Genomic DNA, 24,260 nt, shown 5'->3' on the forward strand with positions numbered 1-24,260 from the left:
AATTAGAAAGATTATTCGAATGAATTTATATATATTAGGGGGACTGCCAAATGAAAAGTACTGTAAAAAGATTATTTGTTGTAAAGAGACATCCTTATGACGTTGAAGCACAGGGACTTTTGAAGGACTTGAGAGAAACGCTGGGAATAAAATCATTAAATTCTTTAAAGATAGTAAACAGATATGATGTGGAAGGCATAAGTGATTCTGAATATCAGTTGGCAAGAAATACTATCTTTTCTGAACCAACAGTTGATTTTGCATATGATGAGGAGTATGAAATTCCTTCAAACTGCAAAGCTTTTGCAGTTGAATATCTTCCGGGACAATACGATCAAAGGGCTGATTCAGCTGCCCAATGCATACAGCTTTTAACACAAGGCGACAGACCTGATATAAACACTGCCAGAGTAATTGTTTTAGAAGGCAGCATTACTGAGGAAGAATTCAATTCAATAAAAAAATACTATATAAATCCCGTTGAAAGCAGGGAAGCAAAGATGGCAAAACCTGAAACCCTTAAATCTCAGGTTGAGCAGCCGGAAGATGTTGCTACTCTTAACGGATTTACATCAATGGATGAAAAACAACTTTCTGAGCTTCTAAGGGAAATGGGCTTTGCAATGTCCTTTGACGACATAGTTTTCTGCCAGAGCTACTTTAAAAATACTGAGAAGCGTGACCCTTCAGTTACAGAAATGAGAATGATAGACACTTACTGGTCGGATCACTGCAGACATACAACCTTTCTAACTTGCATTGACAGTGTTAAGTTTGAAAAAGGCAGATTTACAGAAATCATTGAAGAGACCTATAAGGACTACATTGAAAAAAGAGAGGATATTTACAAGGACCGTAACGACAAGGACATATGCCTTATGGATGTAGCACTTATGGCAATGAAAGCATTGAAAAAACAAGGAAAACTAAACGACCTTGACCTATCAGATGAAATAAATGCATGCAGTATTGTTGTTAATGCAGATGTAAACGGAAAAAATGAAGAGTGGCTTGTAATGTTTAAAAATGAGACACACAACCATCCTACTGAAATAGAGCCTTTTGGTGGAGCTGCAACATGTCTGGGAGGAGCTATCAGAGACCCGTTGTCCGGAAGAGTTTATGTATATCAGGCAATGAGGGTAACAGGAAGCGGCGACCCCAGAACAAAGCTTGAAGATACTATACAAGGAAAGCTCCCACAGAAGAAAATAACTACCGGAGCCGCTTCAGGATACAGTTCATACGGGAATCAGATTGGTCTGGCTACCGGACAAGTAGCTGAAATTTACGACGAGGGATATGTTGCAAAAAGAATGGAAATCGGTGCCGTAATCGGTGCAGCACCAAGAAAAAACGTTGTAAGGATGCAGCCGGAGGCAGGAGATAAGATAGTGCTTCTAGGAGGAAGAACAGGAAGAGACGGCTGTGGAGGAGCAACCGGTTCATCAAAGGCACATACTGAAGAATCTCTCATGACATGCGGCGCTGAGGTTCAGAAGGGTAATGCTCCTACAGAGAGAAAAATACAGCGTTTATTCAGAAATCCTGATGTAAGTACATTGATAAAAAGATGTAATGACTTTGGTGCAGGCGGTGTTTCCGTTGCAATTGGAGAATTGGCAGATGGTCTTGAAATAAATCTTGACGCAGTACCAAAGAAATATGAAGGTTTGGACGGAACGGAACTGGCAATTTCAGAGTCACAGGAGCGTATGGCAGTTGTTGTTGCCGCTTGCGATGTGGAAAAATTTATAGGCCATGCAGCAGAAGAAAACTTGGAAGCAGTTGTTGTTGCGGAAGTAAAGGCAGAACCAAGACTTAAAATGTCATGGAGAGGAAAGCAAATAGTTGATTTAAGCCGTGAGTTCCTGAATTCAAACGGTGCAAAGCAACGTATAGACATAGAGATTTCAGCACCAAATGAAATAACATATTTTGATGAATGTAATGAAATAGAGATAGAAAGTCTAAAAGAATACTGGGTTAATAATCTGCAAAATCTTAACAGATGCAGCCAAAAAGGATTGATTGAAAGATTTGACTCAACAATAGGTGCAAATACAGTACTTATGCCTTTCGGTGGAAAAACTCAGCTTACTCCTGCGGAAGGTATGGCTGCAAAGCTGCCTCTTATGGAAGGTGATACATCAACCGGGACACTTATGTCCTTTGGATACAATCCTGACATATCAAAATGGAGTCCTTTTCATGGAGCAGTATATGCGGTTGTAGAATCAATTGCAAAAATAGTTGCTATGGGCGGTGATTACAGCAAAGCAAGGCTGACACTACAGGAGTATTTTGAAAAGCCCGGAAAAGATGCAAAGCGTTGGGGAAAACCATTAAGCGCTTTACTTGGTGCGTACTATGCACAGATGAAGCTGGGAACGGCAGCTATCGGCGGAAAGGACAGTATGTCAGGAAGCTTTATGGACATGGATGTTCCGCCGACATTGGTTTCCTTTGCCGTAAACACAGTCAATGTTGAAAATGTAGTTTCAAACGAATTCAAAGCTGTAGGAAGCAAGGTTGTACTCCTTAAAGTAAAACTTGACGATAATATGCTTCCTGATTTTGATGAGCTTGACAAAGTATACAGTCGTGTCAATAAGCTTTCCATAGAAAAAGCTATACTTTCTGCAAGCTCGGTAAGAGCAGGCGGTATTGCAGAAATAATCAGCAAAATGGCATTTGGAAATATGATAGGATTTAAGCTTGAAGGCATAACGGATGTTTCACTTCTGTTTAAACCGTTCTATGGTTCTTTAATCCTTGAAATACCTGAAAACATAGATTTGACAAAAGTTCTGGAAGGACTCAGATACACTGTATTGGGTGTTACCACAGACAATTGTAAAATTAATATAAACGGAACTTCAATTGAACTTAATGAGCTTGCGGCTAAATGGCAGGAGCCTTTAGAAAAGGTCTTTCCTACAAGGGTAATGGAAGAACAGAAAAATGTAGTTGCATACAGTTATGAAGCAAAAACAAAAGTAAAACCTTCTGTAAAGATTGCAAAGCCAAGAGTATTTATTCCTGTATTTCCGGGAACAAATTGTGAATACGATACCAAAAAGGTATTTGAAAATGCCGGGGGAATCGTAGAAACACTGGTAATAAAGAACATGACCCATAATGACATTGAAGAGTCTATAAAGAGAATGGAAACACTGATAGATAATTCTCAGATAATCATGATTCCCGGAGGTTTCAGTGCCGGCGACGAACCTGAAGGATCAGGTAAATTTATTGCCACAGCTTTCAGAAATCCTGTTGTCAGTGAAGCTGTCATGAAGCTTCTGAAAAACAGGGACGGATTGGTTTTAGGTATTTGTAACGGATTCCAGGCACTTGTTAAGTTAGGACTTCTTCCATTCGGTGAAATAAGAGAAATTGACGAGGCATGTCCTACACTGACCTTTAATACAATAGGACGACATCAATCCAGTCTTGTTAAAACAATAATAGCATCAAACCTTTCACCATGGCTCAACAACGTAAAGGTTGGTGATATTCATACAGTAGCAATATCTCACGGTGAAGGACGGTTTACTGCAAGCAGTGATGTTATGGCCGCACTGGAAGCAAATGGACAAATAGCAACACAGTATGTTGACCTAAATGGAAAGCCCACTTATGATATAGCACACAATCCTAACGGCTCAATAAATGCAATAGAAGGTATTACAAGCCCCGATGGTAGAGTTTTCGGTAAGATGGGACATTCCGAAAGAATAGGTACAAACCTGTACAAAAATGTACCAGGTGAAAAAGACCAGAAAATATTCCAAGCCGGAATCGAGTATTTTGGGTAATATTTGAATAAATCATAGCGGGTACAAATAATGGCAAAACTGATGACAGCCCAAAGAAAACGTGTTATCATGAAAAAAAGCAGTTATATTCGGAGGTGGCTATTATGAAGATTTCGTTTTCCACATTGGGCTGTCCGGGATGGAGTTGGGAGGATATGCTTTCAACTGCAAAGGATATAGGTTTTGACGGTATAGAAGTCAGAGGTATCGGCAATGAACTTTATGTACCAAAAGTAAAACATTTTTCAAACGACAATATTGATTTGACTAAGAAAAAATTAAATAAAATAGGTCTTGAAATACCATGCTTGACTTCAGCTTGTTTTTTATTTGACAAGGCTAATATAGATAAACATATAAAAGAAGGTATTGATTATATTGATTTAGCTCAAAAGCTTGGTACACCTTATGTACGGGTTTTAGGTGATGCTCAGCCGCAACCGTCTGAAATAGACATTGATTTTGTTGCTGAAAGCCTTAAAATTCTTGCAGCTGAGGCAAATGGAAAAGGTGTCAAATTATTAGTGGAAACCAACGGTGTATTTGCCGATTCAAAGGTTATGAAAGCATTGCTGAATAAAGTTAACTCTGACAGTGTTGGAGTGCTTTGGGATATACATCACCCTGTCAGGTTTTTTAATGAATCGTTGGAATACACATACGGTAATTTGAAGGAACACATATGTTTCGTACACATCAAGGATTCTATAGTCGTTGATGGTACCATTAAGTACAAAATGACCGGTTACGGTGATATTCCGGTGAAGGCTGCTGTTGAACTTCTCAATGAAAACGGCTATAACGGATATGTCTCCCTTGAATGGGTAAAAAGATGGTGTCTTGACCTTGAGGAACCGGGTATCGTTTTTGCTCACTTTGCAGGGTATTTGAAAAGTATAATATGATATTTATAAAATCAGGGGCTGTTCAAAACAAAATTAGTTTTGAAACAGCCCCTTTTATAATGCAAATTAGGAAATAATTGTTTAAATGTAAGGTAATATGTTATTATTCTTGCAACATTATGACTTGCAGGAGTGATATCATGAAAAGAATACCCTTGTGTCTGGTAATGGCTGCATTTATTATATTAAGCAGCTGCGGCAACGAAAAAACAGTGTTTCCTAAACACAGTACATATAGCTATAATAACGGTGTGGTTAAGGTAAATAAGTCAATAAAGACACTTAATATCAACATAGATTCAGGAAATCTGCAAATATACTGCTGGGATAATGATGAAATCAAATATGAAGCAAAACATGTTGTCCGCGGGAATAAATCAGATGAAGACCTTAAGATACTATTGAAAAAATATTCTGTTAAATCGAGTCAAAAAGAAAAAACAACATTTATTACCGTCTCTTACGCCGGTAAAATTAAAAGGCCTCAGGATTATTATACGGAAATAAAGTTAACTGTTCCCCGTAGCATTAAGAATATATATATAAAGCAAGACACCGGGTCTATATTAATTGAGGATAAATTTGAGGGGAATATCACAGGAGATGTTGATTCTGTTAATACTGAAATCAAGGCAATGAATGGAAAACTCATATGGAAAGGTGATACAGGGAACTTTCGATTTGACTCAGGAAAGCTTTTGCGCGATTCAACAGTTAATATAACAGCCGGAAATATATCATCAAAAGCAGAGTGCCAGGATAATTCACAGTATGTATTTAAGACAGGTGCCGGTAATGTAGAATTAAGCTTTCCTAAGGATTCGGATGTTACAGTAGACAGTTACGGTACACTACAAAGTAATCAGTTTACTGGGATTGCCGGTAATATAAAAGTGAAAGCAGCAACCGACATGGGTAAAATATCTATTGATGGATACTAATGTATGCTTTTACAAAAATATTTATAAAAAGTCTTTACTAAAAATTGCTAAATATTGTATAATAAGGATAAGGAGAACGTTTATTACATGGTAATAAAAATATAATATAGGGGGTGAAATAAGAAGAATTTAGCAAATCCGGTTGCATTTTTTGCCGGATAACTTTCACAAGCGGTTATATTATCAGGGACTAGCACAATTATAAAATGTATTCAAATGCAATAAAATCACTTCGTTTAATAATCAAACACAGACAACAATGTAAAGTCATTACACAGATTAATCTCAATATAGTCAAGGAATAAAAAATTTCTCTACAATCAAAAAATATATCTTATGGCCTGTCAGCCTACAGGTGTTGTGGATAAAACAGCTGGCCTTTTGGGTTGTTCATAATACGGTTGAAAGAAGCTATAAATATTAATCCGTGGAAGACATCTTGTGATTTAGTATGTAAACGTCACTCCGGGAGAAAGTTATATCAAAATATAACAGAAGACTATAATGAAGAGGGGGAAAAGATATGAAAAAAGGAATTTCCTTTTTAGCATGTTTATCAATTTTTGTTTGTATTTTTGCAGCTGCAGGCTCTTTTGACACATCAGCTGCAACAACACCGGCTTTTATATACGGTGACGTTAATGGAGATAGGACAGTGGACGCTTTAGACCTTTCCTTAATGAAAATGTATTTACTCGGAACAATAACTACTTTCCCTAGTGATCAGGGAAAAAATGCCGCTGATGTTGATAAGAGCGGCTCTGTAGATTCACTTGATGTGTCAATGATTAAGAGATATCTTTTAGGTCAAGCAACTTTACCTGACCCTGATGTTGACCAACCACCTGTTCTTGAACCCATAACAATTCCTGCATTTTCATCCTTACAGGCAAATGCAAAACTTCCTGATCCATTTATGTATAAGACTGGAGCCAAAAAAGGTACGCGTATTACAACAAAGAGTCAGTGGGAACAACGTCGTTATGAAATAAGCCAGTTGGCTCAGGCTTTTGAATACGGAGTAAAACCCGGTAAGCCAGAATCGGTTACTGCCTCATACAGCAGCAACAAGATTAATATAACTTGTAAACAAGGTAGTAAAACAATATCCTTTGCATGTTCAATACAATACCCCACTACAGGTAAGGCACCATATCCTGCAATGATAGGTGTAAACATGAATACTCTTAATACCAGTGAAATACTTAAACTGGGAGTTGCTTTGATTACTCTTCCTGCTGATGAAATTGCACAGGAAGTTGACGGGAGCTCAAGAGGAAAAGGAAAGTTTTTTGACCTTTACGGAAGTACATACGATGCGGGAGCATTGATTGCATGGGCATGGGGTGCTGACCGTCTTATTGATGCACTTGAAATGACACCTGCAGCAAATATAAATCCAACAAAATTAGGTGTAACAGGCGGTTCACGAAACGGAAAAGGTGCACTTGCAATAGGTGCATTCGATGAGAGAATAGCTCTCACCATTCCTCAGGAATCTGGAAACGGAGGAGCGTCAGGATGGAGAACAGCTGATGCTCAGATGGCAGCAGGACAGAATGTTCAGACACTTTCAGAAATCGTTGGTGAGAACGTGTGGTTTGCAAAGGCTCTGAATCAATTTGTCAATAATACAACAAAACTTCCTTATGATCATCATGAAATAGAAGCCTTGTGTGCACCTCGTGGATTACTTGTATTAGAAAATCCTGATTTTGAGTGGCTTGGTAATCTAAGCTGCTGGAATACTGCAACAGCAGGACGAATGATATATCAGGCACTCGGAGTACAGGACAATATGGGTTACTCTTCAATAGGAGGACACGGACATTGTGTATTCCCTGCATCACAGCAGCCCGAAGTAACGGCATTTATTCAGAAATTCCTGCTGGGACAGAATGTAAGCACCAATGTATTCAGATCAGATAAAACTTATACTTTTGACAAAGCAAGATGGATTGATTGGACTGTTCCAAATCTTCAGTAATTATCATTTTTAAGTATTTAATCTAATAAAAGGCGTGGAGGATTAGAATATTCTTCATGCTTTTTATTTTTGACTAAAATAATTACCAAATAAAATCTTGACAAACGTAAAATATGTAATATAATGGTTGTGTTACTAAATTCTATTTTGTTTTTGTCTTTATATTTTCTTTTAAAAATTTAAAATCTATTGGAGATATTTCATGACACTCATAAAACTCTTAATTATTGATGAGGACAATGAGTATTCAATCAGCTTATGCAATTTTCTTACTCATAGTTACTCAGAAACTTTTGCAGTATACTACTGCAAAGATCTCAATGACATTAATAATAGTATAAAAAAGATTGACCCCAATGTTATACTTTCTTCAGAGAAATACTACTGTGAAATAAAAAACTATACTAATATTGATTTAATTCTATTATCGTCTTTAAAAAACCCCGAAACAACGATTAAGACTGATTACATATACAAATACAAAGATGTTAATCAAATTGCTCTTGAAATAATAAATATACATACCACTACAGGAAATAAAATATATAACACCGGGGGAAGAATACTAAAGTGGTTTCGGTTTTTTCAGCCGCCGGAAATGTAGGTAAAACTTCATTGGCATTAGGAGTCAGCAGTATATGTTCATTCACCGGTCTATCAGTTTTTTACCTGAATTTGGAGCAATTCCAATCAACCAGTATCTTTTTTAACGACAATACTCAGTATTCCTTTTCTGATATTATATATTTTGCCAAGGAAAAGGATAAAAACCTTGTAACAAAAATTCCTGTTATCTGTTCCAGGGAAATTGATTCAGGTGTCCACTATTTTAGTCAGACAAACAACGTATTTGACATAAAAGAAATGCTGCCGGAGGATATTGATTTTATTGTTTCTGCTATTAAAGACTGTGGATATTATGACCTTGTAATGATAGATATGGATTCACAACTTAATGAAAATACAATGAAGCTTTTTGAAAAGTCCGATGAAATTCTGTATGTTATAACAAAGGAAGAAAATTGTTTACATAAAACTAAGTTATTTGTTGACAGCATAGATTTACTTTCAAAGAGCTATCAAAATAAAGCTTCCTTGAAAAATAAAATAAAATATATAGCAAACAAAGTATCTCAACAGGCTCTCTTGTCTGATAAATTCTGTTTTGAGCAGGAGCTCATGTCCCAAATCCTTTACGATTCTGATTTCCCTTCTTTAAATAACCTTTCCAAATTCAACGGAGAGCCTGAAATGATACTCAATTCATACAAAGACATAGCGGGAAGATATATTAAACATAACATGGAGGGTACGGTGTGAAACAAGAACTCATCAATGAAATAAAAGCCTCAATTAATGAAAAAATTGACTTAAAGAGGAATTTCACAGACCACGAAATTAGTGAGTTAGTAGTCCGTACGGTATTAGACAAATCCAAACAAGTTTTTCTGAATACGGTTGACAAAAAACAAATAATAGAATCCGTTTTTAATTCTCTGCGCAGGCTGGATATATTACAGCCCATTCTCGATGATAATCAGGTAACAGAAATAATGATAAACGGCCCTAACAATATATTTGTTGAAAAGAAAGGAAAAATAAGCCGCCTTGAAATTTCCTTTGAATCACAGCAAAAGTTGGAAGATATTATACAGATAATGGTAACAACGGCAAACAGGACAGTAAACGAATCAAATCCTATTGTTGATGCCAGATTAAAGGATGGGTCAAGGCTTAATGTAGTACTTCCGCCTATTGCATTGAATGGCCCTATTGTAACTATTAGAAAATTCCCCGGGAAACCAATTGATATGGAAAGTCTTGTTGAATTAGGCTCTTTGACCGTTCAGGCAGCAGCGGCACTAAAAATGCTGGTAACGGCAAAATATAATATCTTTGTAGCAGGTAGTACCGGCTCCGGAAAGACAACTTATCTCAATGCACTTTCAAACTATATACCAGAAGATGAAAGAATAATAACCATAGAAGATTCTGCGGAACTCCAAATAACAAATATATCAAATCTTGTGAGTCTTGAAACCAGAAATGTGAATGTAGAGGGAAGAGGAGAAATAACTATTAAAAATCTTATAAAAACAGCCTTACGCATGAGACCAAATCGTATAATCGTTGGAGAAGTAAGGGGTGAGGAAGCAATAGATATGCTGGCTGCTATGAATACGGGGCATGACGGATCACTTAGTACAGGACATGCAAATTCTAGTCAAGATATGTTTTCACGACTGGAAACAATGATTCTGAGTGCTGCAACTTTGCCATTGGAGGCTGTTAGAAAACAGATAGCCTCAGCGATAGATATTATTATATTTCTTTCAAGGCTTAGGGATGGTTCCAGACGTACAATGGAGATTTCAGAAGTATTAGGAATAGAAAATGGATTAATAAAACTAAACCCGCTTTTTATGTTTGAAGAAACAATTCAAAAAGATCAAAAAGCCATTAATACTGTATCAGGAAGCTTGAAAAGAACATTAAATCCATTAATTAATAAACATAAAATGATAAATTCGGGGATTTACGATGGTTTTTAGGAGGAATATCAGTGGTTGACTATAACGAGTATTCAATTACGTTGCAAATGAAATTATTATATGCACTATCGGCTGCAGCGGTTGCTTTTGCCGTTTCTTACCTGTTTTACAGGAGCATTATCATTTCCATGGTAGTAAGCCCGTTAGGTATATTTTACTTGAAGTACAAAAGAAAACAGATAATACATAAAAGAAAAAGAGAACTTAATTTGCAGTTTAAAGATTTGCTCATATCTCTATCATCCTCTTTGTCAGCAGGGAAACCCTTGGAAAAGTCTTTTGTAGGAGCTCTTTCAGACCTCTATGTTTTATATCCCAGTGATGATGCACATATAGTACGGGAAACGAAAATAATTATAAATAAGCTATCTCTGAATGTAAGTATCGAAGATGCAATTTCAGACTTTGCAGACCGTTCTGAATTAGATGACATAAAAAACTTTTCAGATGTAATTATAATATGCAAAAGGGCTGGTGGAAATCTGGTTGAAGCAATTAAAAATTCATCAAGAATAATAAGTGAAAAAATTGAGATGACACAAGAAATAGAAACATTACTTTCATCCAGAAAATTTGAACAGAAAATTTTAAATGTTATGCCAATTGCAATGATGTTTATTTTGTCAACAACTGCAGCAGAATATATAAAGCCGGTATTTGTCACTGCTACAGGCAGGATATCCGTAACACTGTGTCTGATTCTTCTGTTAACTGCATATTTGATTTCAAATAAAATAATGAATATAAAATTGTGAGGTATTATGTTATTGATTTTGACTGGAATTGCATTGATTGTTTACATAATAGCTTTTTTCATTATATTAATTAAAAACTATCAAGATTACTCTAAATACTGTGGTGTTTTAAATTCAAAGGAGTACCCGCTAAAAAGCTTGCTGCCTTTGGGGCTGTATATATTGGATAAATTCTGTTATTCCTTTAATTCGGCGTATGACAGAAGGACTATAGGAAGGATTAGTGAAATATACGGACAGGAATATTCAGCATTTTATATACGAATATTTCATGCAAAGAAAATTATACTTATGGCTTTAATTATTCCTGGTGAATTACTTGTGGGGATTTTATCTGATTACCAGGCGGTATTTAGTATTTACACAACGTTATTATTCGGAATAATGATATTTCTGGATGACACCAGACTGACTAGTCGGATTAAAAAACGTCGTTTGGAAATACAGTTGGAGTTTCCTGATTTTATTAATAAACTCACCTTATTACTTAATGCAGGATTGACAATGTCCAAGGCCTGGGAAAAAATTTCTTTAGACAGCAAAAAGAAGTGTGCTTTCTATAAAGAAGTGGAGAAAACAGTATCTCAACTAAAAACAGGTGTAAGCGAATCAGAAGCATTCGGAGAATTTGCAAAAAGGTTAAAAACACCTGAAATATCAAGAGTTATGTCATCAATTATTCAGAATACAAAAAAAGGAGGGAACGAACTTGTACTGACATTAAAGCTTCAGTCAAATGAAAGTTGGGAATTACGAAAAAATGTAGTAAGGAGACTTGGAGAGGAAGCTTCTACAAAGCTTCTGTTTCCCATGATGATTATGTTTTTTGCAATAATTATCATTGTAATTACACCTGCATTAATATCTATGCAGGGAATATCTAATTTTTAGAAAATTAATTTTAAGCCGTATTCACGGATAAGGAGGAATAATATGATTGCAGCATTAAAAAGATTTATAAGAGAAGAAGATGGTATGGGAACGGTTGAAGTTATTATTATCATCGCTGTTCTTGTGGGTGTAGCTTTGCTTTTCAGAAAACAACTGATTACCTTTGTAAATGGTATAATAAAAAATCTTTTTCCGGATGCAAGCAAGCTTGAGGATAACAGGAATGGTGCTGATATAAAGCTTGTAGGTTAGGTATATCATTATGAAAAATACTAAAGGCAGTTTTACTGTTGAAGCTTCACTGGTTTTTTCTTTAGTTTTTCTTATGGTGGCTGCATTTGTATACATATTTGTAATTATGTATCAATATGTGAATATACAAAGCATAGCCGATGAAGCTGTGACCAAAGGGGCTTACTATTATGTTAATCAAACAGGAGAAAAGTACAGTTCATATAAAATAAATGAACTGTACTGGAGAATTTATGATACAAATAAAAATGAAAAAATATCCGGGATTAGTAATTATGTAAATAAATTATTGGACAAGTCTATTCTTCCCACTGAAAAAAATATCTCTGTAAATACAAATAACAAAATTCTTATGAAAAATCTTCAAATAGAAATTCAAGAGATATATCCGCTCCCTGTGGGTAACATGTTTGATATTTTCGGTCTGTCTCCGGTACTAAGTCTTAAGGCTGTGGCTACTTCTCCACTGGACGACAATGCAGAATTTATAAGAAACATGGATATTGTGAAAGACATGCGTAATTGTATTCAAAACAGCGATAACAAATGGATTGGAGAGGATTCACAGATGGAAGACATAATTGAAAAACTGTTGAAGAAAAAATAAAGGAGAAATTATGGTGGGACATCATAAAACTAAAGGTGCAATAACTGTATTTTTAAGCATAGTTTTGTCTGCTGTATTTCTGGTTATGGGAACATTTACTGATGGAGCCAGACTCAGGCTTGCTCATTCACATGTGCAAAGGGCAAATAAATCTGCCCTTTCCTCAGTACTCGGAAATTATAACAATGAACTAAAAGATGAGTATGGACTTTTTGGAGTTTATTTGGATGAGGACTCAATACAGGAAACTTTTGAAGAGTATTTCCGAAAAAACCTTGGTATTGTAGGTGAAGGAAAATCTATGTTTGATTTTTGTATAGATGACATTAAGCTTGATAATCCATACAGTCTTGAGAATAAAGATGTATTCGATAAACAGATAATGGAATTTATGAAATACAGGGCACCTTACGAATTGGCAACAGAACTTATTGAAAAGGTAAAAGGAATCAAGAACATTTCAAAAGGGTCAAATATATACAGTCGGAAAATGCAGACAGACAAACATGCAGCTGAAATAGGAGAAATACAGCTTTTACTTGAGAACAAAACAAAGAGAATAAATGAATTAAATTTGCCGGCTCAATTATCGATACTTAAAAATGATTTAAAAAATCAAAATGAAATTCTAAACGAAAAAAATAAAAGTTTACAAAATCTCGAAATTGCTTTTAATAGTGAAACTGATATAAAGAAAAAACAGGATATAGGAAAATTACTCTATAATGGACGGGAGGAAATCCAAAGTATAAATATCACAAAAAATAATATAAAAGGCAGTATTCTTCAGGGTATAAATGAGTTTAAAACACTAAATTCAGAAGCTGTTTCCGCAGCTGATGCTATTACAGATAAGAAGAAAGTACTCTGCGACAGGATTAACGGGGAATTGAAACAACTGGAAGAAAGTTATGAGGGAATCTCTGAGCTTCAGAATTCTTATAAAAACAGCATGAATGAGATGAAAAGCTTGGTGGGACAAGACAATTCAGACACGCTGCTGGATAGCTTCAATCAGAATATTGAAAATTGCAATAAAGTTTTAAACTCTGCGGATAGAGAAGAAGAATTTCTATATTCACTTGATAAATTTTCAGCCACCGATATCTCAAAGTACTCATTTGGTAAAACACAAGCTTCCTATTCAAATGATAAGGACAACCGTAAAATAGCCTCAAAAGCGCTAAAGGATACGTTTGAAACGGACGGAGATTCTAAAAAAATACCTCAGAACCTGCTAGAGTACCTGCCCTCACAAAAGTCCGGTTTACAAGAGGAAACCGAAGCTCGAACTTGGGATAGTATGGATTTTGAAGATGAAAGCTGTGCGGTAGATAATTTCGATTATATTGCAGAGAAAGACAATATTTTAAGTAACATAATTAATAAAATATCAGAAGAACTTTTCTTTAACGAATACATTATGGGAACCTTTAAGCATGGTGTACCCATTTTGAAAGGTCAGACGGAGAAAGATGCTTACAATTTAAGATCAAAAGATAAATCAAAGACAACATCGTTTTTTACAAACTTTGAGGTGGAATACATAATAAACGGTCATAAGGATGAAGCAGTAAATTCAATGCTAACAAAATCAGAAATAATGGCAATACGACTCATTGCAAATGTGCTTAACATATATGCTGACAGTTCAAAAACTACAAGGGTTACAAGTCTCGCAGCAGCATTAAGTGTCTGGTGCGCCGGTCTGTCAACTCCACTGATTCAAACAATGCTGATTTTTTCATGGGCTACCTTCGAAGCGCTGTATGACATTAACATACTAGAAAAAGGAGGAAAGGTCGCACTGTTTAAGACAAATGATGAATGGATGACCGATATTTCAGGAGCTGTAGTAAAAAAAGAAGCAAATAAAGCTGACAATGACACCTTATGCCTTAGTTATCAGGATTATTTAAAAATATTTCTTGTGACTCTGAATAAAGACAAAAAGCTTACCAGGGTGCAGGACCTTATCCAGCTAAATAAAAGTGTTAAAAGTCCGGGATTCCTTCTGGAAGATTGCAAAGTATTTTTAAAAGCTGATACCAAGGTTTCCATAAAAAATCTCTTTGTTTCATTTCCAATGTTTACTGCTGATTCTAGAAGAAACATTAGTCGGTCATATATTAATGAAAGTATGTACCTTGGGTACTAAAGGAGGGGCTTTGTCTGAAGAGGAAAAGAGTGCGGGACAGAGGGTCTATTACAGTGGAAGCTGCAATCTGTTTGCCATTTTTTATAATTGCTGTAATTTCATTTGTTTTTTTAATAAAGGTATATTTTGCACATGAGATAATTCATAACGCCATAACAGGGGCCTGCGATGAAATGAGTGTTTACAGTATCATATATTATAGTACAAATGCAGAGGAACTTGTAGGGGGATTAGAAAAATTCTGCAATTCCGAAAAAGTAAGCAATGCACTTGAAAATACAGGGTTACTACAGTATATCCGAGAATTTGGTAAGGATGCGACTGATTATGTCCGGGCGCAGGCCGTACTGGTACCTATTACAAAAATTCTTGTAAGAGAACACCTCGGTAATTCATCAGATAAAGCAGATTTAAGATTGAAGAATTTAAACATCCCTGATGGGCTGGAGGGAATTGACTTTACTCACAGCAGAATGCTTGCTGATGGTAGAAGCATAGATGTTGTTGCTGAATATAAGTTGGAGTTGCCGTTTCTTTCACAAGTGCTGCCCGACATTAAAATAACTCAGACTGCATCCGCTTGTATTTGGGCTGGGGAAGATGGCGTAAATTCATTAAAAGGCGACAGTGAAGATAATGAACAATGTGTATGGAATTTGGAAAATATTAAAAGAGGCCGAGAAATACGCAGACTTCAGGGTGCAAACCTTCCCTTCAATTTTCCTGTAGTATCAAAATATGAAAATGGAACAGCTGCCAGCATTAAAAGCCTTAATCTTGATGAAATATATTACCATAATACCATTAACCTTCAAAACAAATTAAAAGGGTATATCACAAAACTTCAAGAGTTTAATGGTGGGAAGAGCGGTTCAGTCACAATTGACGGCAGCCAAATATATAGGAAAGAGCTGATATTAGTTGTACCGGAAACAGATATTACGAGTGCACAGCTGCAAACCCTGAATAAATGTATAGATATTGCTAGGGAAAAAGGAATAAGTTTAAAAATTGTAAAAGCTTATGGTAAACAAAATAATACAAAAAATGGGGTGGACAATGGAAAGGATAATTGAGAGAAAAAATATAAAATTAAGAAAATTTACAGCAGCTATAATTTGTATAGTTGTATGGACAATAGGGTCTATTGTAACAGTTGGGTTTTTGAATAAGTCAAAGGTGGCAGTTGCCATAGAGGTACTGTTGATAGTTCAGCTTTTGGCAGCCATATGGGATATAAACAACATGACAATCCCGGCAAAGATCACTGTTCCGGCAATTCTCGCGGGTGTAGGTATTATGGCTTTTACAGGGCGAATTCTGGAAGGAATGGCAGCTTTAATTGTTTCATTTATACTTATGAAGCTTTTGGCTATCATATCCAGAAATCAGGTTGGGGGTGGAGATGTTGCAATCATGACTGTAACGGGACTTTATACCGGAATCAGTACTTTAATTTCCACATTGTTTACCTCTGTAACTTTAGCGGGGCTATTTTCTGCAATTATTATTGTAAGTGGGAAAGCTCATAAGAAAACGGAGATACCTTTTGCTCCGTTTATACTTGCTGCAACAGTAATGTTGATTTTAATCGGTTGTGTATAATATTTTTATAAATAAAAACTGTCGGGGTGATGTAAATTGAACGAAATGCTTGAACAAAAATACGATATTCATTATGAGAATGATTCAACGTCAAATTATCTGGTTTTAAGGCCTAGAAGTCATAAAAAATTAATAGAATATCAGGTTCAAATGTTGCTGAATAACAATGTACAAGGGCTTCTGGGCTTTCATATAAATTCTGTTGGAAATCAGATAAATTGTTTTTATGAGATTACTTCAAAATGCACTCTTGTTAACATAATGAACCGTAAAAAGTATAACCGCAACGAATTTTTGATAACAATGCTAATGATTACAAAAAGTATAATAGGAATTAAGAATTATTTATTAAATGATAATAACATACTTTTGGATGAAAATAACATTTATGTAGACCCAGAAACAATGAATTTATTTTTTGTATATTTACCTTTCGAAAATAACACAAACGACCTTAAAACGTTTTTGCTTAATATAATTATAAAACTAGCCAAATTTCAAGATGAAGACTGTGATAATTATATACAAAAAATTCTGGAAAACATAAAAAGTGAAATGTTTAATCTAATTCGTCTGAAAGAACTATTGGAAAACTTGTTAGGACAGAATATCAAAAGAAATAAACCCAATGAAAGTTCTGGTATTGCAGAAAAGACGGCAACAGAAAAGCCAAAACCTCCAACTAAAAGAGGTGAGGTCAAAATACCGAATTTACCGACAAAAGAATGTTCCTACATAAATGTAAACACAAAATCTAAAGATTCCTTAAAAGTATTCAGTAAAATAAGTCTTACCCAAATAATTGTTCAACCTGTTGTTTTAGTTATTCTCATTACAATTTTAACAAGTAAATTCGTAAGAATGTCAGAGAACCCTAAAACCACTGCAATAATTTTGTCATTAATTTTTATTGGAATAGATATCCTAGCAATAAGAATTTTGAATGAAAAGAAAGCGGAAAGTTCTGAAAGCTATAAACCTCTAAAATACATTACAGAAAAAATGCGTGAAAACAGTTATGCAATTGCTAAACAGACAATTACAGATAAGGATAATAAAAAGCTTGAAGAAATACATATTGAAAAAGAGAGCTACCATGGTGGAGAAACGGTTATTCTTCCTCAAAGCCAGCCTCAAGCCAAGCCATACTTGCAAGAAAGGGATGGGGAGAACATTATAAAAGTTGACAAAAATAGCATTTTAGTAGGCAGGATGGGAAGCTTTGTAGACCATATAATAGATAATAATGCTGTGGGCAAGGTTCATGCAGAAATTTTAAACGAAGACGATTCATACTTTATTATGGATTGTAGTTCGAGAAATGGAACTTATTTGAATGACGATAGAATTAAGCCTAATACAAAAGTAAAAGTTAACAATAATGATATTATACGATTTGCAAACAAAGAATTTACTTTTATAATTCCGTCTTAGTACTATAAAATAAATATTAAAGAAATGGGTATTACATGATTAAGTACATAATTCTTTTTATAATTTTACTACTTTGCGTATTAAGTGACCTAAGAACATCAAAAATCAGAAATACATATACAGTATCAGCTATAATTGCCGGATTTGCGGTTAATACTTACTTTTCAGGTATATATGGTTTCAAGGAAAGTATAAAAGGTAGTATTCTTCCTGTATTGATATTAGGAATATTCTTTTGTGCAAGGCTCATAGGGGCAGGGGATATAAAGCTTTACTCCAGCATTGGAGCTGTTTTTGGCATAGACTTTGTAATTATGGCAGCAGCGTACTCTTTTCTGATTTGCGGTTTATATTCATTGGTTAGGTTATGTATAAAAAAGAAGGTTTTAAGCACATTTGTTCCATTTATAAAGGAAATTAAACTATGTCTTATGTCACGGAGTCTTTCTGGTTTTGAAAATAAAACAACCCGTACATTTGTCAGAATGTCTCCTGCAATTGCAGCGGGTTGCATATTTCATATACTATTAACTTTATAATGAGGAGAAATTACTGCAGTCCCCACAAAGATGAATTAATTCGGAGTATTTTTCTTCGGCATCTTTATACCCTTCAGCATAGAGCTTTTTAAGATTTTCAGCATTTTTTTCAAACCTTGAGATTTCAATTGGTCTCTTGGGCCTGATAATGACAGCTTTATTTTCTTTTTCCAATTTTTCAGCCAACTTTACGCTCTCATTATAGTGAATATGCCTGTTTTTAATTGCTTCTAAAAGATTAGGGTAATTTTTTAGCTTTGGCTTACACAGGGAATACAATTTATTTGGTTTTTTCTCATAGCCCCTATGTCGTGTAAGAATAACAACGTGTTTGTCAAATCCGTTATTGACAGAGTAGTGAATAGGAATTGAGTCAGAAGGGCCCCCGTCAACCAGTTTTCTTCCCGCAACTTCAACTATTGGGGAAACCAAAGGAATTGAACTTGAAGCTCTTACATAAACGTCATCAACTCTCATATCTTTAACGGAAGCATAGTAACTCTTACCTGTTTCACAATCGGTAGCCACAACTGTTAATCTGCAATCGGAGCTTTTAAATTTATCGTAATCAAAGGGAATAAGCTTGTTAGGAATATCATCAAAAAGAAAATCCATATTAAAAATAGAACCTCTTGTAAAAAGCCCCCTAATACTGACATAACGATTATCGTTGCAATACCCTGCATTAATCTCAAGATTTCTGCCACGCTGTCCTGTAATGTAGGAAACGGAATTGCAGGCTCCTGCCGATACTCCTACGATGTCCTGAAAAAACATTTTATGGTCAAGAAAGCAGTCCAAAACACCCGCTGTATACAACCCACGCATACCGCCACCTTCAAGGATTAAATTCACTCTATTCATTAATGCATTACACTCCTTATATTTCCATGCTTTTTAAAGAATTATATCTCTTTTCCCTGTTTGATTCAATGCAGCAAATTTATATTTTTATAAAATCATAATAAATGTACCGAGTGTTATAAAAATTCCTCCCAAAACAGTTTTAACTGTTACGGCTTCGTGCAAAATAACAAATGCAAGCACTATACTTATGACCACACTGAATTTGTCAACAGGGACTACTTTTGAAGCTTCACCGATTTGCAGTGCATAATAATAAAACAGCCAGGAAAGGCCGGTGGCTATTCCGGATAAAACAAGAAACAGCCAGCTTTTTGTGCTAATATTTGTAATACCGTGGTGCGAGCCCGTTACAAATACCATACCCCAAGCAACAACCAATACAACTATAGTTCTAATAGCAGTAGCAAGATTAGAGTTTATTCCTGTTATACCTATTTTAGCTAGAATAGATGTAAGTGCAGCAAAGAATGCTGATAAAAGAGCAAATGCAAACCACATGTTTTTACCTCCTTTAACCGTAAGTCATGCACCTCCCAAAATGTACTTTAAAAATAATAACTGATATAATAAATATAGAATAAGTTTGTATAAAAAGATAGGTTTAGTAAAAGGTTATAATTATTTTATTGGAGGTTTTTAGTATGAAATCTTTCAGAAAAGAGTTGTTTTTTAATTTACCGCGCAGAAGAGCTTATATTAATATTACACAGCAGGTTCAGCAGTGTATTGACGAAAGCGGCATTAAAGAGGGTATGGTTTTGGTTAACGCAATGAATATAACTGCAAGTGTATTTATAAATGATGATGAAGAGGGGCTTCATGCGGATTTTGATAAATGGCTTGAAAAACTGGCACCTGAAAAGCCCTATAGTCAATACAATCATAACGGCTATGAGGACAATGCCGACGCACATTTAAAGAGGCAAATAATGGGCAGGGAAGCGGTTATAGCAATTACTAACGGCAAATTGGATTTTGGAACCTGGGAACAGATCTTTTATGGCGAGTATGACGGTAAGAGAGAAAAAAGAGTACTTGTGAAAATTATCGGGGAATAAAAAGCATTTGAATGGGACATTTTTATATATATGTTTAATTAAAAAGAGGTAAACTAATGTTAAATCAAGAAATTAAAGAACTTCTTACACAATGCGGAATTGAAAGAGAAATGCAGGAGTTGGAAGATCGCTTTTCCGAATATTCATCAAGATTCATTTACAAGATGTATCCAATGCCTGAAAATACTGAAAAACTTCTGGGAAGAAACAGTATGCATTATATTCAGATGGCATTGTGCAGGTCGAAATTACTGGCTGAAGGTGTAATAACCGCACTTAATGCAAAAAATGGGCTGCTGGCAATGCTTTCCGCCAGAGCACATTTGGAAGTAACCGGGGCTTTGGCTTTTTTCTTGAAGAAACTTCACAATTATTATAATAATATTATATCCTACCAAATTCTCAATGAAGCTCTTCAAAGGTTAATACTGGGTACTAAAACAGAGGAACTGTCTGAAAATACTCCTGCACCTGTAAACGTAATGACACTAATAGATGCTGCTGATGAGTATATCAGCAAAACAAGAAATAGTGAAAAAAAGGAATTCAGAGAGAATTATAATTACTTATCAGAATACTGTCATCCGGATTTTTTCGGTATAACTATGCAAAGCCGTATTGATAACGCAGGAATAACAACCTACAGCTTTTTCAACCATTTAAAAGAACAGGATTTTACGTTTTTAAACAGTCTTTTGTTAAGCTTATCCACGTTCTTTCTCCTATATGACAGTATTCTTGAACTGCTTAGGAAAAATGAGAAACTACCAGAATATGAATGACAATTCCTTAAAATGTTAAGGTTATTTCTTTTATAGCTGTTTCTAATTTTCTGAATATAACACCTGCTTTTTCAAACATCCTTTTTGATGCCTTTACATTATCTGTATCAGCATATTTATCGCTCAAGTAGATTACTTCCCGTATACCTGATTGAATTATAGCCTTTGCACATTCGTTGCAGGGAAACAGGGCGGTATAAATTTTACTTCCATCCAGTGAAACTCCTCTGTTGTTTAGAATTGCATTAAGTTCTGCATGTACAACATAAGGGTATTTGGTACAAAGTACATCCCCTTCTCTTTCCCATGGAAATTCATCATCAGAACACCCGAAGGGGAATCCGTTATAGCCGACACTCAAAATTCTGTTGGCTTTTCTATCAACAATGCAAGAGCCAACCGGAGTAGAAGGGTCTTTGCTTCTTTTTCCGGATAAAACGGCTATTCCCATAAAATATTCGTCCCAGCTAATATAATCAGTTCTTTTCATGGTTAATAACTCCTTTGGATTAAAGTATAATTAATTATACAATAATTATGAACTGAAAGATAAGAGGGACTTAATTTATACCTGTAATATGAACAAAGTATGTCTTGTATGCATTATTTGTCCATGGAGTAAACCATGAATCTTCAGTATGTTCGGCTATTACAGGCTCATACCTGGCTTTTGCACTATTGTAAATCATTCCTACAATAACGGCAGCATGAGAAATGGCAGATTTATTCTTCCAGTGATACTGTATAACATCGCCCGGAACTACATATTCTCCTATTGATGCGTCATATTGATTATCTCCGATAATTACTTTCTGAGTAGCTTTTGGACCAAATTCGTTATTTTTATAATTACCTGACAGGGTGCTGTTAAGTCCTCTGGCAGTACTCCAGGTCCAAGAATAATCATCATTGGAGGTTGCCAGAGTTCCCTTCTTGTTATAATACCATTGGAAAGCTCCTGATTTGTCATTGGCAGCACCCCCGGCCCTTAAACATTGTGAAACAAAATTGGTGCAGTCTCCGCCTTTCCATTTTTCATCACCAAAATTCAGAAATTCCTTTGAGTAGTTGTTCCAGTGGCTGTATGCCCAGTTGTAAACTGCATCTCTGTTATAGTTATTACTCGTACGTGAACCTTTCCGGTCTGGCACTACAGGTAATAACCTGGAAGGTGTGCTTTTTTTTGCCTTATCTAAAACTTTTTCTTCTTCGGCTTTTAGTGTAAGAATCTGTTCATTTAATTCAGAGAGATTATCTCTGGATAAGTCGTCGGAATGCCCTTTTTTTGTTTGAAACTTATCTTGTGTAATTTTCCAAACACCACTGTCGGTTGATAGTAATATTAAATGTTTCTCTTCTTTTCTGCCATTTATGGAATTTCCTAAAGGGTTTGCAGCATTCCAGAAAATATCTGCTGTCAAGGTCGCATTAATGTGTGCAGAACTACCATCAAAAAATGCTTCATTTATTTTAACCTTGGGATTAACCTTTTCTATTACGTAATCGTTGGAGGCATAAGAAAGTATATAATCCTCTAATACCTGTTTTTTTACAAATAATAGGTTCTTTTGAGAGGCTTCGGTACTACTGGTAAAAAATTTATCTAAAGCATCAACATTATGCGAAATGGCAGACTGAATTTTGGTACAGAGGTATTCTCTTATTACTTGCTCTGCTGGACTTATATCTATAGGTTTTGCTTCAAGACTGCATGGATATGAAATAATGAGACTTAACAAGATTACAATCATAACTTTTTTTTTCATAAAAACTCCTGTTTTAGATACTTATTTACGCAGACTGACTTTTCTGACCGTTTTGTTCTCTTTTGTTTTTAATTAATGAAATTATGAGTAATATTATTGGCAACAATAATTGAGGTGGTATTGAAATTAATGTTTCTCCCATACTATGCTCCCAGCTGTATAGCTCCATGGCATCTGGAAATGCCCAGAAAGAGAGTACAATTATAAGCAAACCGAAAGCAGGAACAAGAGGCTTATATTCTATGTGGAAAATTTCAGCGGTAATTTTTGAAATTGCATACAACGAAACTAAAACCTTAATTACACCGCCAATAAGAAGATTCATATCAACAAGTGGGTCTATACTTATAGTAGGAATAAGCTGAGCTGCAATATGTGAAGGATATCTTACATACTCAATTAGTGCCGGACCTATTATTTGAAGGTTTCGTGACGAAATTACCAGAAGTATAAGCCCTGAAATACCTGTTGCCCAATAAGTTGCTTTAAACCTTCCTTTTTCGCTGTTGGTGTACGGCAATATCATAAGAAAAACTATGAAGTCTGCAAAAACAGAGCTTACCAAATCAAAAGAACTTTTAATAACAGGGGGTATCTCAAGTAAAATTGGCTTAAACCCTGTAAAATCAGTTACTTTAAGTAATGAAAGAGTAACGATTGCAATTGCTAAAGGAAGTAATGGTACAAGTACTTCGCAGCTTTTTCCAATTACTGAAAGACCACTTCTGGCTGCATAAACTGCTATAATTATTAGTACTAATACAATTACAATAATGGGCGTCTCGGGATAACTGACAGTTACCATAAATTCGCTAAAAGCTTTAGTATCTAATATTGCATTATGCATAAAATATAAGATATAAATCAGACACAAAATTTTTCCTGTTGTTTTGCCAAAGCAAAATTCAATTATTTCAAGAAGATTTTTCCCTTTGCTAATTTTCGATAGATATAACTGCATGGTAATAACTATAAATCCTCCCAGAGTTCCTAAAATAACTGCTATCCAGGCATCTCTTTTTGCTCCTATGGCAGGGTTGGAAATGGTAGTACTTCCATGAAAATAACCAATGGCTATAACTGCAAGCTGAAAATTAGATAGTTTAACCTTACTCATACTATTCATCTCCCAAACCCATGTTGTTAAAAATAACCATAATGATTTCATAGGGACTCGGAGGTGCTTTTTTGATACTTAAAAGAATACCCAATATTAAAGAAATCCCAACAATTACAAAATAAACACCCATAACTTTACCCTTGGATGGTGATGTTATCAATTCTTTTAGATTTAAAAGTACAAGTATTAATATACCTATAATTACTTTTAGCAAATAATC

24 protein-coding genes are annotated in these 24,260 nt (G+C 35.1%); 18 read left to right on the forward strand and 6 right to left on the reverse strand.

Going from position 1 to position 24,260, the window contains the following annotated elements; all coding sequences use genetic code 11:
• The first annotated feature begins 50 nt into the window (after positions 1-50).
• The 16 genes from L323_RS38370 to L323_RS38440 all read left to right on the forward strand — a co-directional run bounded on the left by L323_RS38370 (position 51) and on the right by L323_RS38440 (position 18,447).
• Positions 51-3,821, forward strand: coding sequence for a phosphoribosylformylglycinamidine synthase (locus L323_RS38370; protein WP_020816980.1), 3,771 nt, complete (start codon positions 51-53; stop codon positions 3,819-3,821).
• A gap of 104 nt (positions 3,822-3,925) precedes the next feature.
• Positions 3,926-4,726, forward strand: a complete 801-nt coding sequence (locus tag L323_RS38375) for a sugar phosphate isomerase/epimerase family protein (RefSeq protein ID WP_020816981.1) — start codon at positions 3,926-3,928, stop codon at positions 4,724-4,726.
• 140 nt (positions 4,727-4,866) lie between these two features.
• Positions 4,867-5,667, forward strand: a complete 801-nt coding sequence (locus L323_RS38380; protein ID WP_020816982.1) for a hypothetical protein — start codon at positions 4,867-4,869, stop codon at positions 5,665-5,667.
• Between the two features lie 523 nt (positions 5,668-6,190).
• Positions 6,191-7,654: a dockerin type I repeat-containing protein gene (locus L323_RS38385; RefSeq protein ID WP_020816983.1), complete on the forward strand. Its 1,464-nt coding sequence runs from the start codon at positions 6,191-6,193 to the stop codon at positions 7,652-7,654.
• Positions 7,655-7,856: 202 nt separating this feature from the next.
• Positions 7,857-8,258, forward strand: a complete 402-nt coding sequence (locus tag L323_RS41820) for a hypothetical protein (RefSeq protein WP_242835334.1) — start codon at positions 7,857-7,859, stop codon at positions 8,256-8,258.
• A complete protein-coding gene (locus L323_RS38390) occupies positions 8,225-8,974 on the forward strand; it encodes a hypothetical protein (protein WP_242835335.1) in 750 nt (249 codons plus the stop codon). Before L323_RS41820 ends, L323_RS38390 begins: the two co-directional genes overlap by 34 nt.
• A complete protein-coding gene (locus L323_RS38395; protein ID WP_020816984.1) occupies positions 8,971-10,206 on the forward strand; it encodes a CpaF family protein in 1,236 nt (411 codons plus the stop codon). Before L323_RS38390 ends, L323_RS38395 begins: the two co-directional genes overlap by 4 nt.
• An 11-nt stretch (positions 10,207-10,217) precedes the next feature.
• A complete protein-coding gene (locus L323_RS38400) occupies positions 10,218-10,961 on the forward strand; it encodes a type II secretion system F family protein (protein ID WP_020816985.1) in 744 nt (247 codons plus the stop codon).
• 6 nt (positions 10,962-10,967) lie between these two features.
• Positions 10,968-11,852 carry a type II secretion system F family protein gene (locus L323_RS38405; RefSeq protein ID WP_020816986.1) on the forward strand — a complete coding sequence of 295 codons (885 nt, stop codon included), beginning with the start codon at positions 10,968-10,970 and terminating at the stop codon, positions 11,850-11,852.
• A 42-nt stretch (positions 11,853-11,894) separates the two neighbouring features.
• A complete protein-coding gene (locus L323_RS38410; protein WP_020816987.1) occupies positions 11,895-12,104 on the forward strand; it encodes a Flp1 family type IVb pilin in 210 nt (69 codons plus the stop codon).
• Positions 12,105-12,114: 10 nt separating this feature from the next.
• Positions 12,115-12,711, forward strand: a complete 597-nt coding sequence (locus tag L323_RS38415; RefSeq protein ID WP_020816988.1) for a TadE/TadG family type IV pilus assembly protein — start codon at positions 12,115-12,117, stop codon at positions 12,709-12,711.
• Between the two features lie 10 nt (positions 12,712-12,721).
• Complete coding sequence (locus tag L323_RS38420; RefSeq protein ID WP_020816989.1) at positions 12,722-14,869, forward strand: DUF5702 domain-containing protein; 2,148 nt, start codon at positions 12,722-12,724, stop codon at positions 14,867-14,869.
• A gap of 29 nt (positions 14,870-14,898) precedes the next feature.
• On the forward strand, positions 14,899-15,945 hold the full coding sequence (locus L323_RS38425) for a pilus biosynthesis protein TadE (protein ID WP_020816990.1): 1,047 nt from the start codon (positions 14,899-14,901) through the stop codon (positions 15,943-15,945).
• The gene (locus L323_RS38430; RefSeq protein WP_020816991.1) at positions 15,929-16,474 is read left to right on the forward strand and encodes a prepilin peptidase; all 546 of its coding nucleotides are present in this window, start codon (positions 15,929-15,931) and stop codon (positions 16,472-16,474) included. Before L323_RS38425 ends, L323_RS38430 begins: the two co-directional genes overlap by 17 nt.
• A 45-nt stretch (positions 16,475-16,519) precedes the next feature.
• A complete protein-coding gene (locus tag L323_RS38435; RefSeq protein ID WP_031342489.1) occupies positions 16,520-17,908 on the forward strand; it encodes a DUF6382 domain-containing protein in 1,389 nt (462 codons plus the stop codon).
• 35 nt (positions 17,909-17,943) lie between these two features.
• Positions 17,944-18,447: an A24 family peptidase gene (locus tag L323_RS38440; RefSeq protein ID WP_020816993.1), complete on the forward strand. Its 504-nt coding sequence runs from the start codon at positions 17,944-17,946 to the stop codon at positions 18,445-18,447.
• On the opposite strand, the gene L323_RS38445 is transcribed toward L323_RS38440, so the two are convergent.
• Both L323_RS38445 and L323_RS38450 read right to left on the reverse strand, forming a co-directional pair.
• Positions 18,442-19,311, reverse strand: coding sequence for a patatin-like phospholipase family protein (locus L323_RS38445; protein WP_020816994.1), 870 nt, complete (start codon positions 19,309-19,311; stop codon positions 18,442-18,444). The two genes, L323_RS38440 and L323_RS38445, sit on opposite strands and share 6 nt — an antisense overlap.
• Before the next feature lie 87 nt (positions 19,312-19,398).
• A complete protein-coding gene (locus tag L323_RS38450) occupies positions 19,399-19,812 on the reverse strand; it encodes an EamA family transporter (protein ID WP_020816995.1) in 414 nt (137 codons plus the stop codon).
• Between the two features lie 143 nt (positions 19,813-19,955).
• Here L323_RS38450 and L323_RS38455 point away from each other — a divergent pair, with 143 nt between their 5' ends.
• The gene (locus tag L323_RS38455) at positions 19,956-20,372 is read left to right on the forward strand and encodes a secondary thiamine-phosphate synthase enzyme YjbQ (protein WP_020816996.1); all 417 of its coding nucleotides are present in this window, start codon (positions 19,956-19,958) and stop codon (positions 20,370-20,372) included.
• Between the two features lie 56 nt (positions 20,373-20,428).
• Positions 20,429-21,154: a hypothetical protein gene (locus L323_RS38460; RefSeq protein ID WP_020816997.1), complete on the forward strand. Its 726-nt coding sequence runs from the start codon at positions 20,429-20,431 to the stop codon at positions 21,152-21,154.
• Positions 21,155-21,161: 7 nt separating this feature from the next.
• On the opposite strand, the gene L323_RS38465 is transcribed toward L323_RS38460, so the two are convergent.
• The 4 genes from L323_RS38465 to L323_RS38480 form a co-directional block, all read right to left on the reverse strand.
• Positions 21,162-21,644 carry a deoxycytidylate deaminase gene (locus L323_RS38465; RefSeq protein WP_020816998.1) on the reverse strand — a complete coding sequence of 161 codons (483 nt, stop codon included), beginning with the start codon at positions 21,642-21,644 and terminating at the stop codon, positions 21,162-21,164.
• A 70-nt stretch (positions 21,645-21,714) separates the two neighbouring features.
• Positions 21,715-22,920: an amidase domain-containing protein gene (locus L323_RS38470; protein ID WP_020816999.1), complete on the reverse strand. Its 1,206-nt coding sequence runs from the start codon at positions 22,918-22,920 to the stop codon at positions 21,715-21,717.
• 25 nt (positions 22,921-22,945) lie between these two features.
• On the reverse strand, positions 22,946-24,037 hold the full coding sequence (locus tag L323_RS38475; RefSeq protein ID WP_020817000.1) for a GerAB/ArcD/ProY family transporter: 1,092 nt from the start codon (positions 24,035-24,037) through the stop codon (positions 22,946-22,948).
• Position 24,038: 1 nt separating this feature from the next.
• A complete protein-coding gene (locus tag L323_RS38480; protein WP_020817001.1) occupies positions 24,039-24,254 on the reverse strand; it encodes a hypothetical protein in 216 nt (71 codons plus the stop codon).
• Positions 24,255-24,260 lie beyond the last annotated feature (6 nt).

The sequence above is a fragment of the Ruminiclostridium papyrosolvens C7 genome, assembly GCF_000421965.1.
GTDB classification, from domain to species: Bacteria; Bacillota; Clostridia; order Acetivibrionales; family DSM-1351; genus Ruminiclostridium; species Ruminiclostridium papyrosolvens_A.

Excerpts from the sequence above, each read along its gene's own strand:
- L323_RS38450 (WP_020816995.1), bottom strand. The coding sequence starts at position 19,812 with ATGTGGTTTGCATTTGCTCTTTTATCAGCATTCTTTGCTGCACTTACA.
- L323_RS38385 (WP_020816983.1), top strand. The coding sequence starts at position 6,191 with ATGAAAAAAGGAATTTCCTTTTTAGCATGTTTATCAATTTTTGTTTGT.
- L323_RS38435 (WP_031342489.1), top strand. The coding sequence starts at position 16,520 with ATGCTTGAACAAAAATACGATATTCATTATGAGAATGATTCAACGTCA.
- L323_RS41820 (WP_242835334.1), top strand. The coding sequence starts at position 7,857 with ATGACACTCATAAAACTCTTAATTATTGATGAGGACAATGAGTATTCA.
- L323_RS38475 (WP_020817000.1), bottom strand. The coding sequence starts at position 24,037 with ATGAGTAAGGTTAAACTATCTAATTTTCAGCTTGCAGTTATAGCCATT.
- L323_RS38420 (WP_020816989.1), top strand. The coding sequence starts at position 12,722 with ATGGTGGGACATCATAAAACTAAAGGTGCAATAACTGTATTTTTAAGC.
- L323_RS38405 (WP_020816986.1), top strand. The coding sequence starts at position 10,968 with ATGTTATTGATTTTGACTGGAATTGCATTGATTGTTTACATAATAGCT.
- L323_RS38465 (WP_020816998.1), bottom strand. The coding sequence starts at position 21,644 with ATGAAAAGAACTGATTATATTAGCTGGGACGAATATTTTATGGGAATA.
- L323_RS38455 (WP_020816996.1), top strand. The coding sequence starts at position 19,956 with ATGAAATCTTTCAGAAAAGAGTTGTTTTTTAATTTACCGCGCAGAAGA.
- L323_RS38460 (WP_020816997.1), top strand. The coding sequence starts at position 20,429 with ATGTTAAATCAAGAAATTAAAGAACTTCTTACACAATGCGGAATTGAA.
- L323_RS38470 (WP_020816999.1), bottom strand. The coding sequence starts at position 22,920 with ATGAAAAAAAAAGTTATGATTGTAATCTTGTTAAGTCTCATTATTTCA.
- L323_RS38415 (WP_020816988.1), top strand. The coding sequence starts at position 12,115 with ATGAAAAATACTAAAGGCAGTTTTACTGTTGAAGCTTCACTGGTTTTT.
- L323_RS38380 (WP_020816982.1), top strand. The coding sequence starts at position 4,867 with ATGAAAAGAATACCCTTGTGTCTGGTAATGGCTGCATTTATTATATTA.
- L323_RS38370 (WP_020816980.1), top strand. The coding sequence starts at position 51 with ATGAAAAGTACTGTAAAAAGATTATTTGTTGTAAAGAGACATCCTTAT.
- L323_RS38410 (WP_020816987.1), top strand. The coding sequence starts at position 11,895 with ATGATTGCAGCATTAAAAAGATTTATAAGAGAAGAAGATGGTATGGGA.
- L323_RS38430 (WP_020816991.1), top strand. The coding sequence starts at position 15,929 with ATGGAAAGGATAATTGAGAGAAAAAATATAAAATTAAGAAAATTTACA.
- L323_RS38440 (WP_020816993.1), top strand. The coding sequence starts at position 17,944 with ATGATTAAGTACATAATTCTTTTTATAATTTTACTACTTTGCGTATTA.
- L323_RS38375 (WP_020816981.1), top strand. The coding sequence starts at position 3,926 with ATGAAGATTTCGTTTTCCACATTGGGCTGTCCGGGATGGAGTTGGGAG.
- L323_RS38445 (WP_020816994.1), bottom strand. The coding sequence starts at position 19,311 with ATGAATAGAGTGAATTTAATCCTTGAAGGTGGCGGTATGCGTGGGTTG.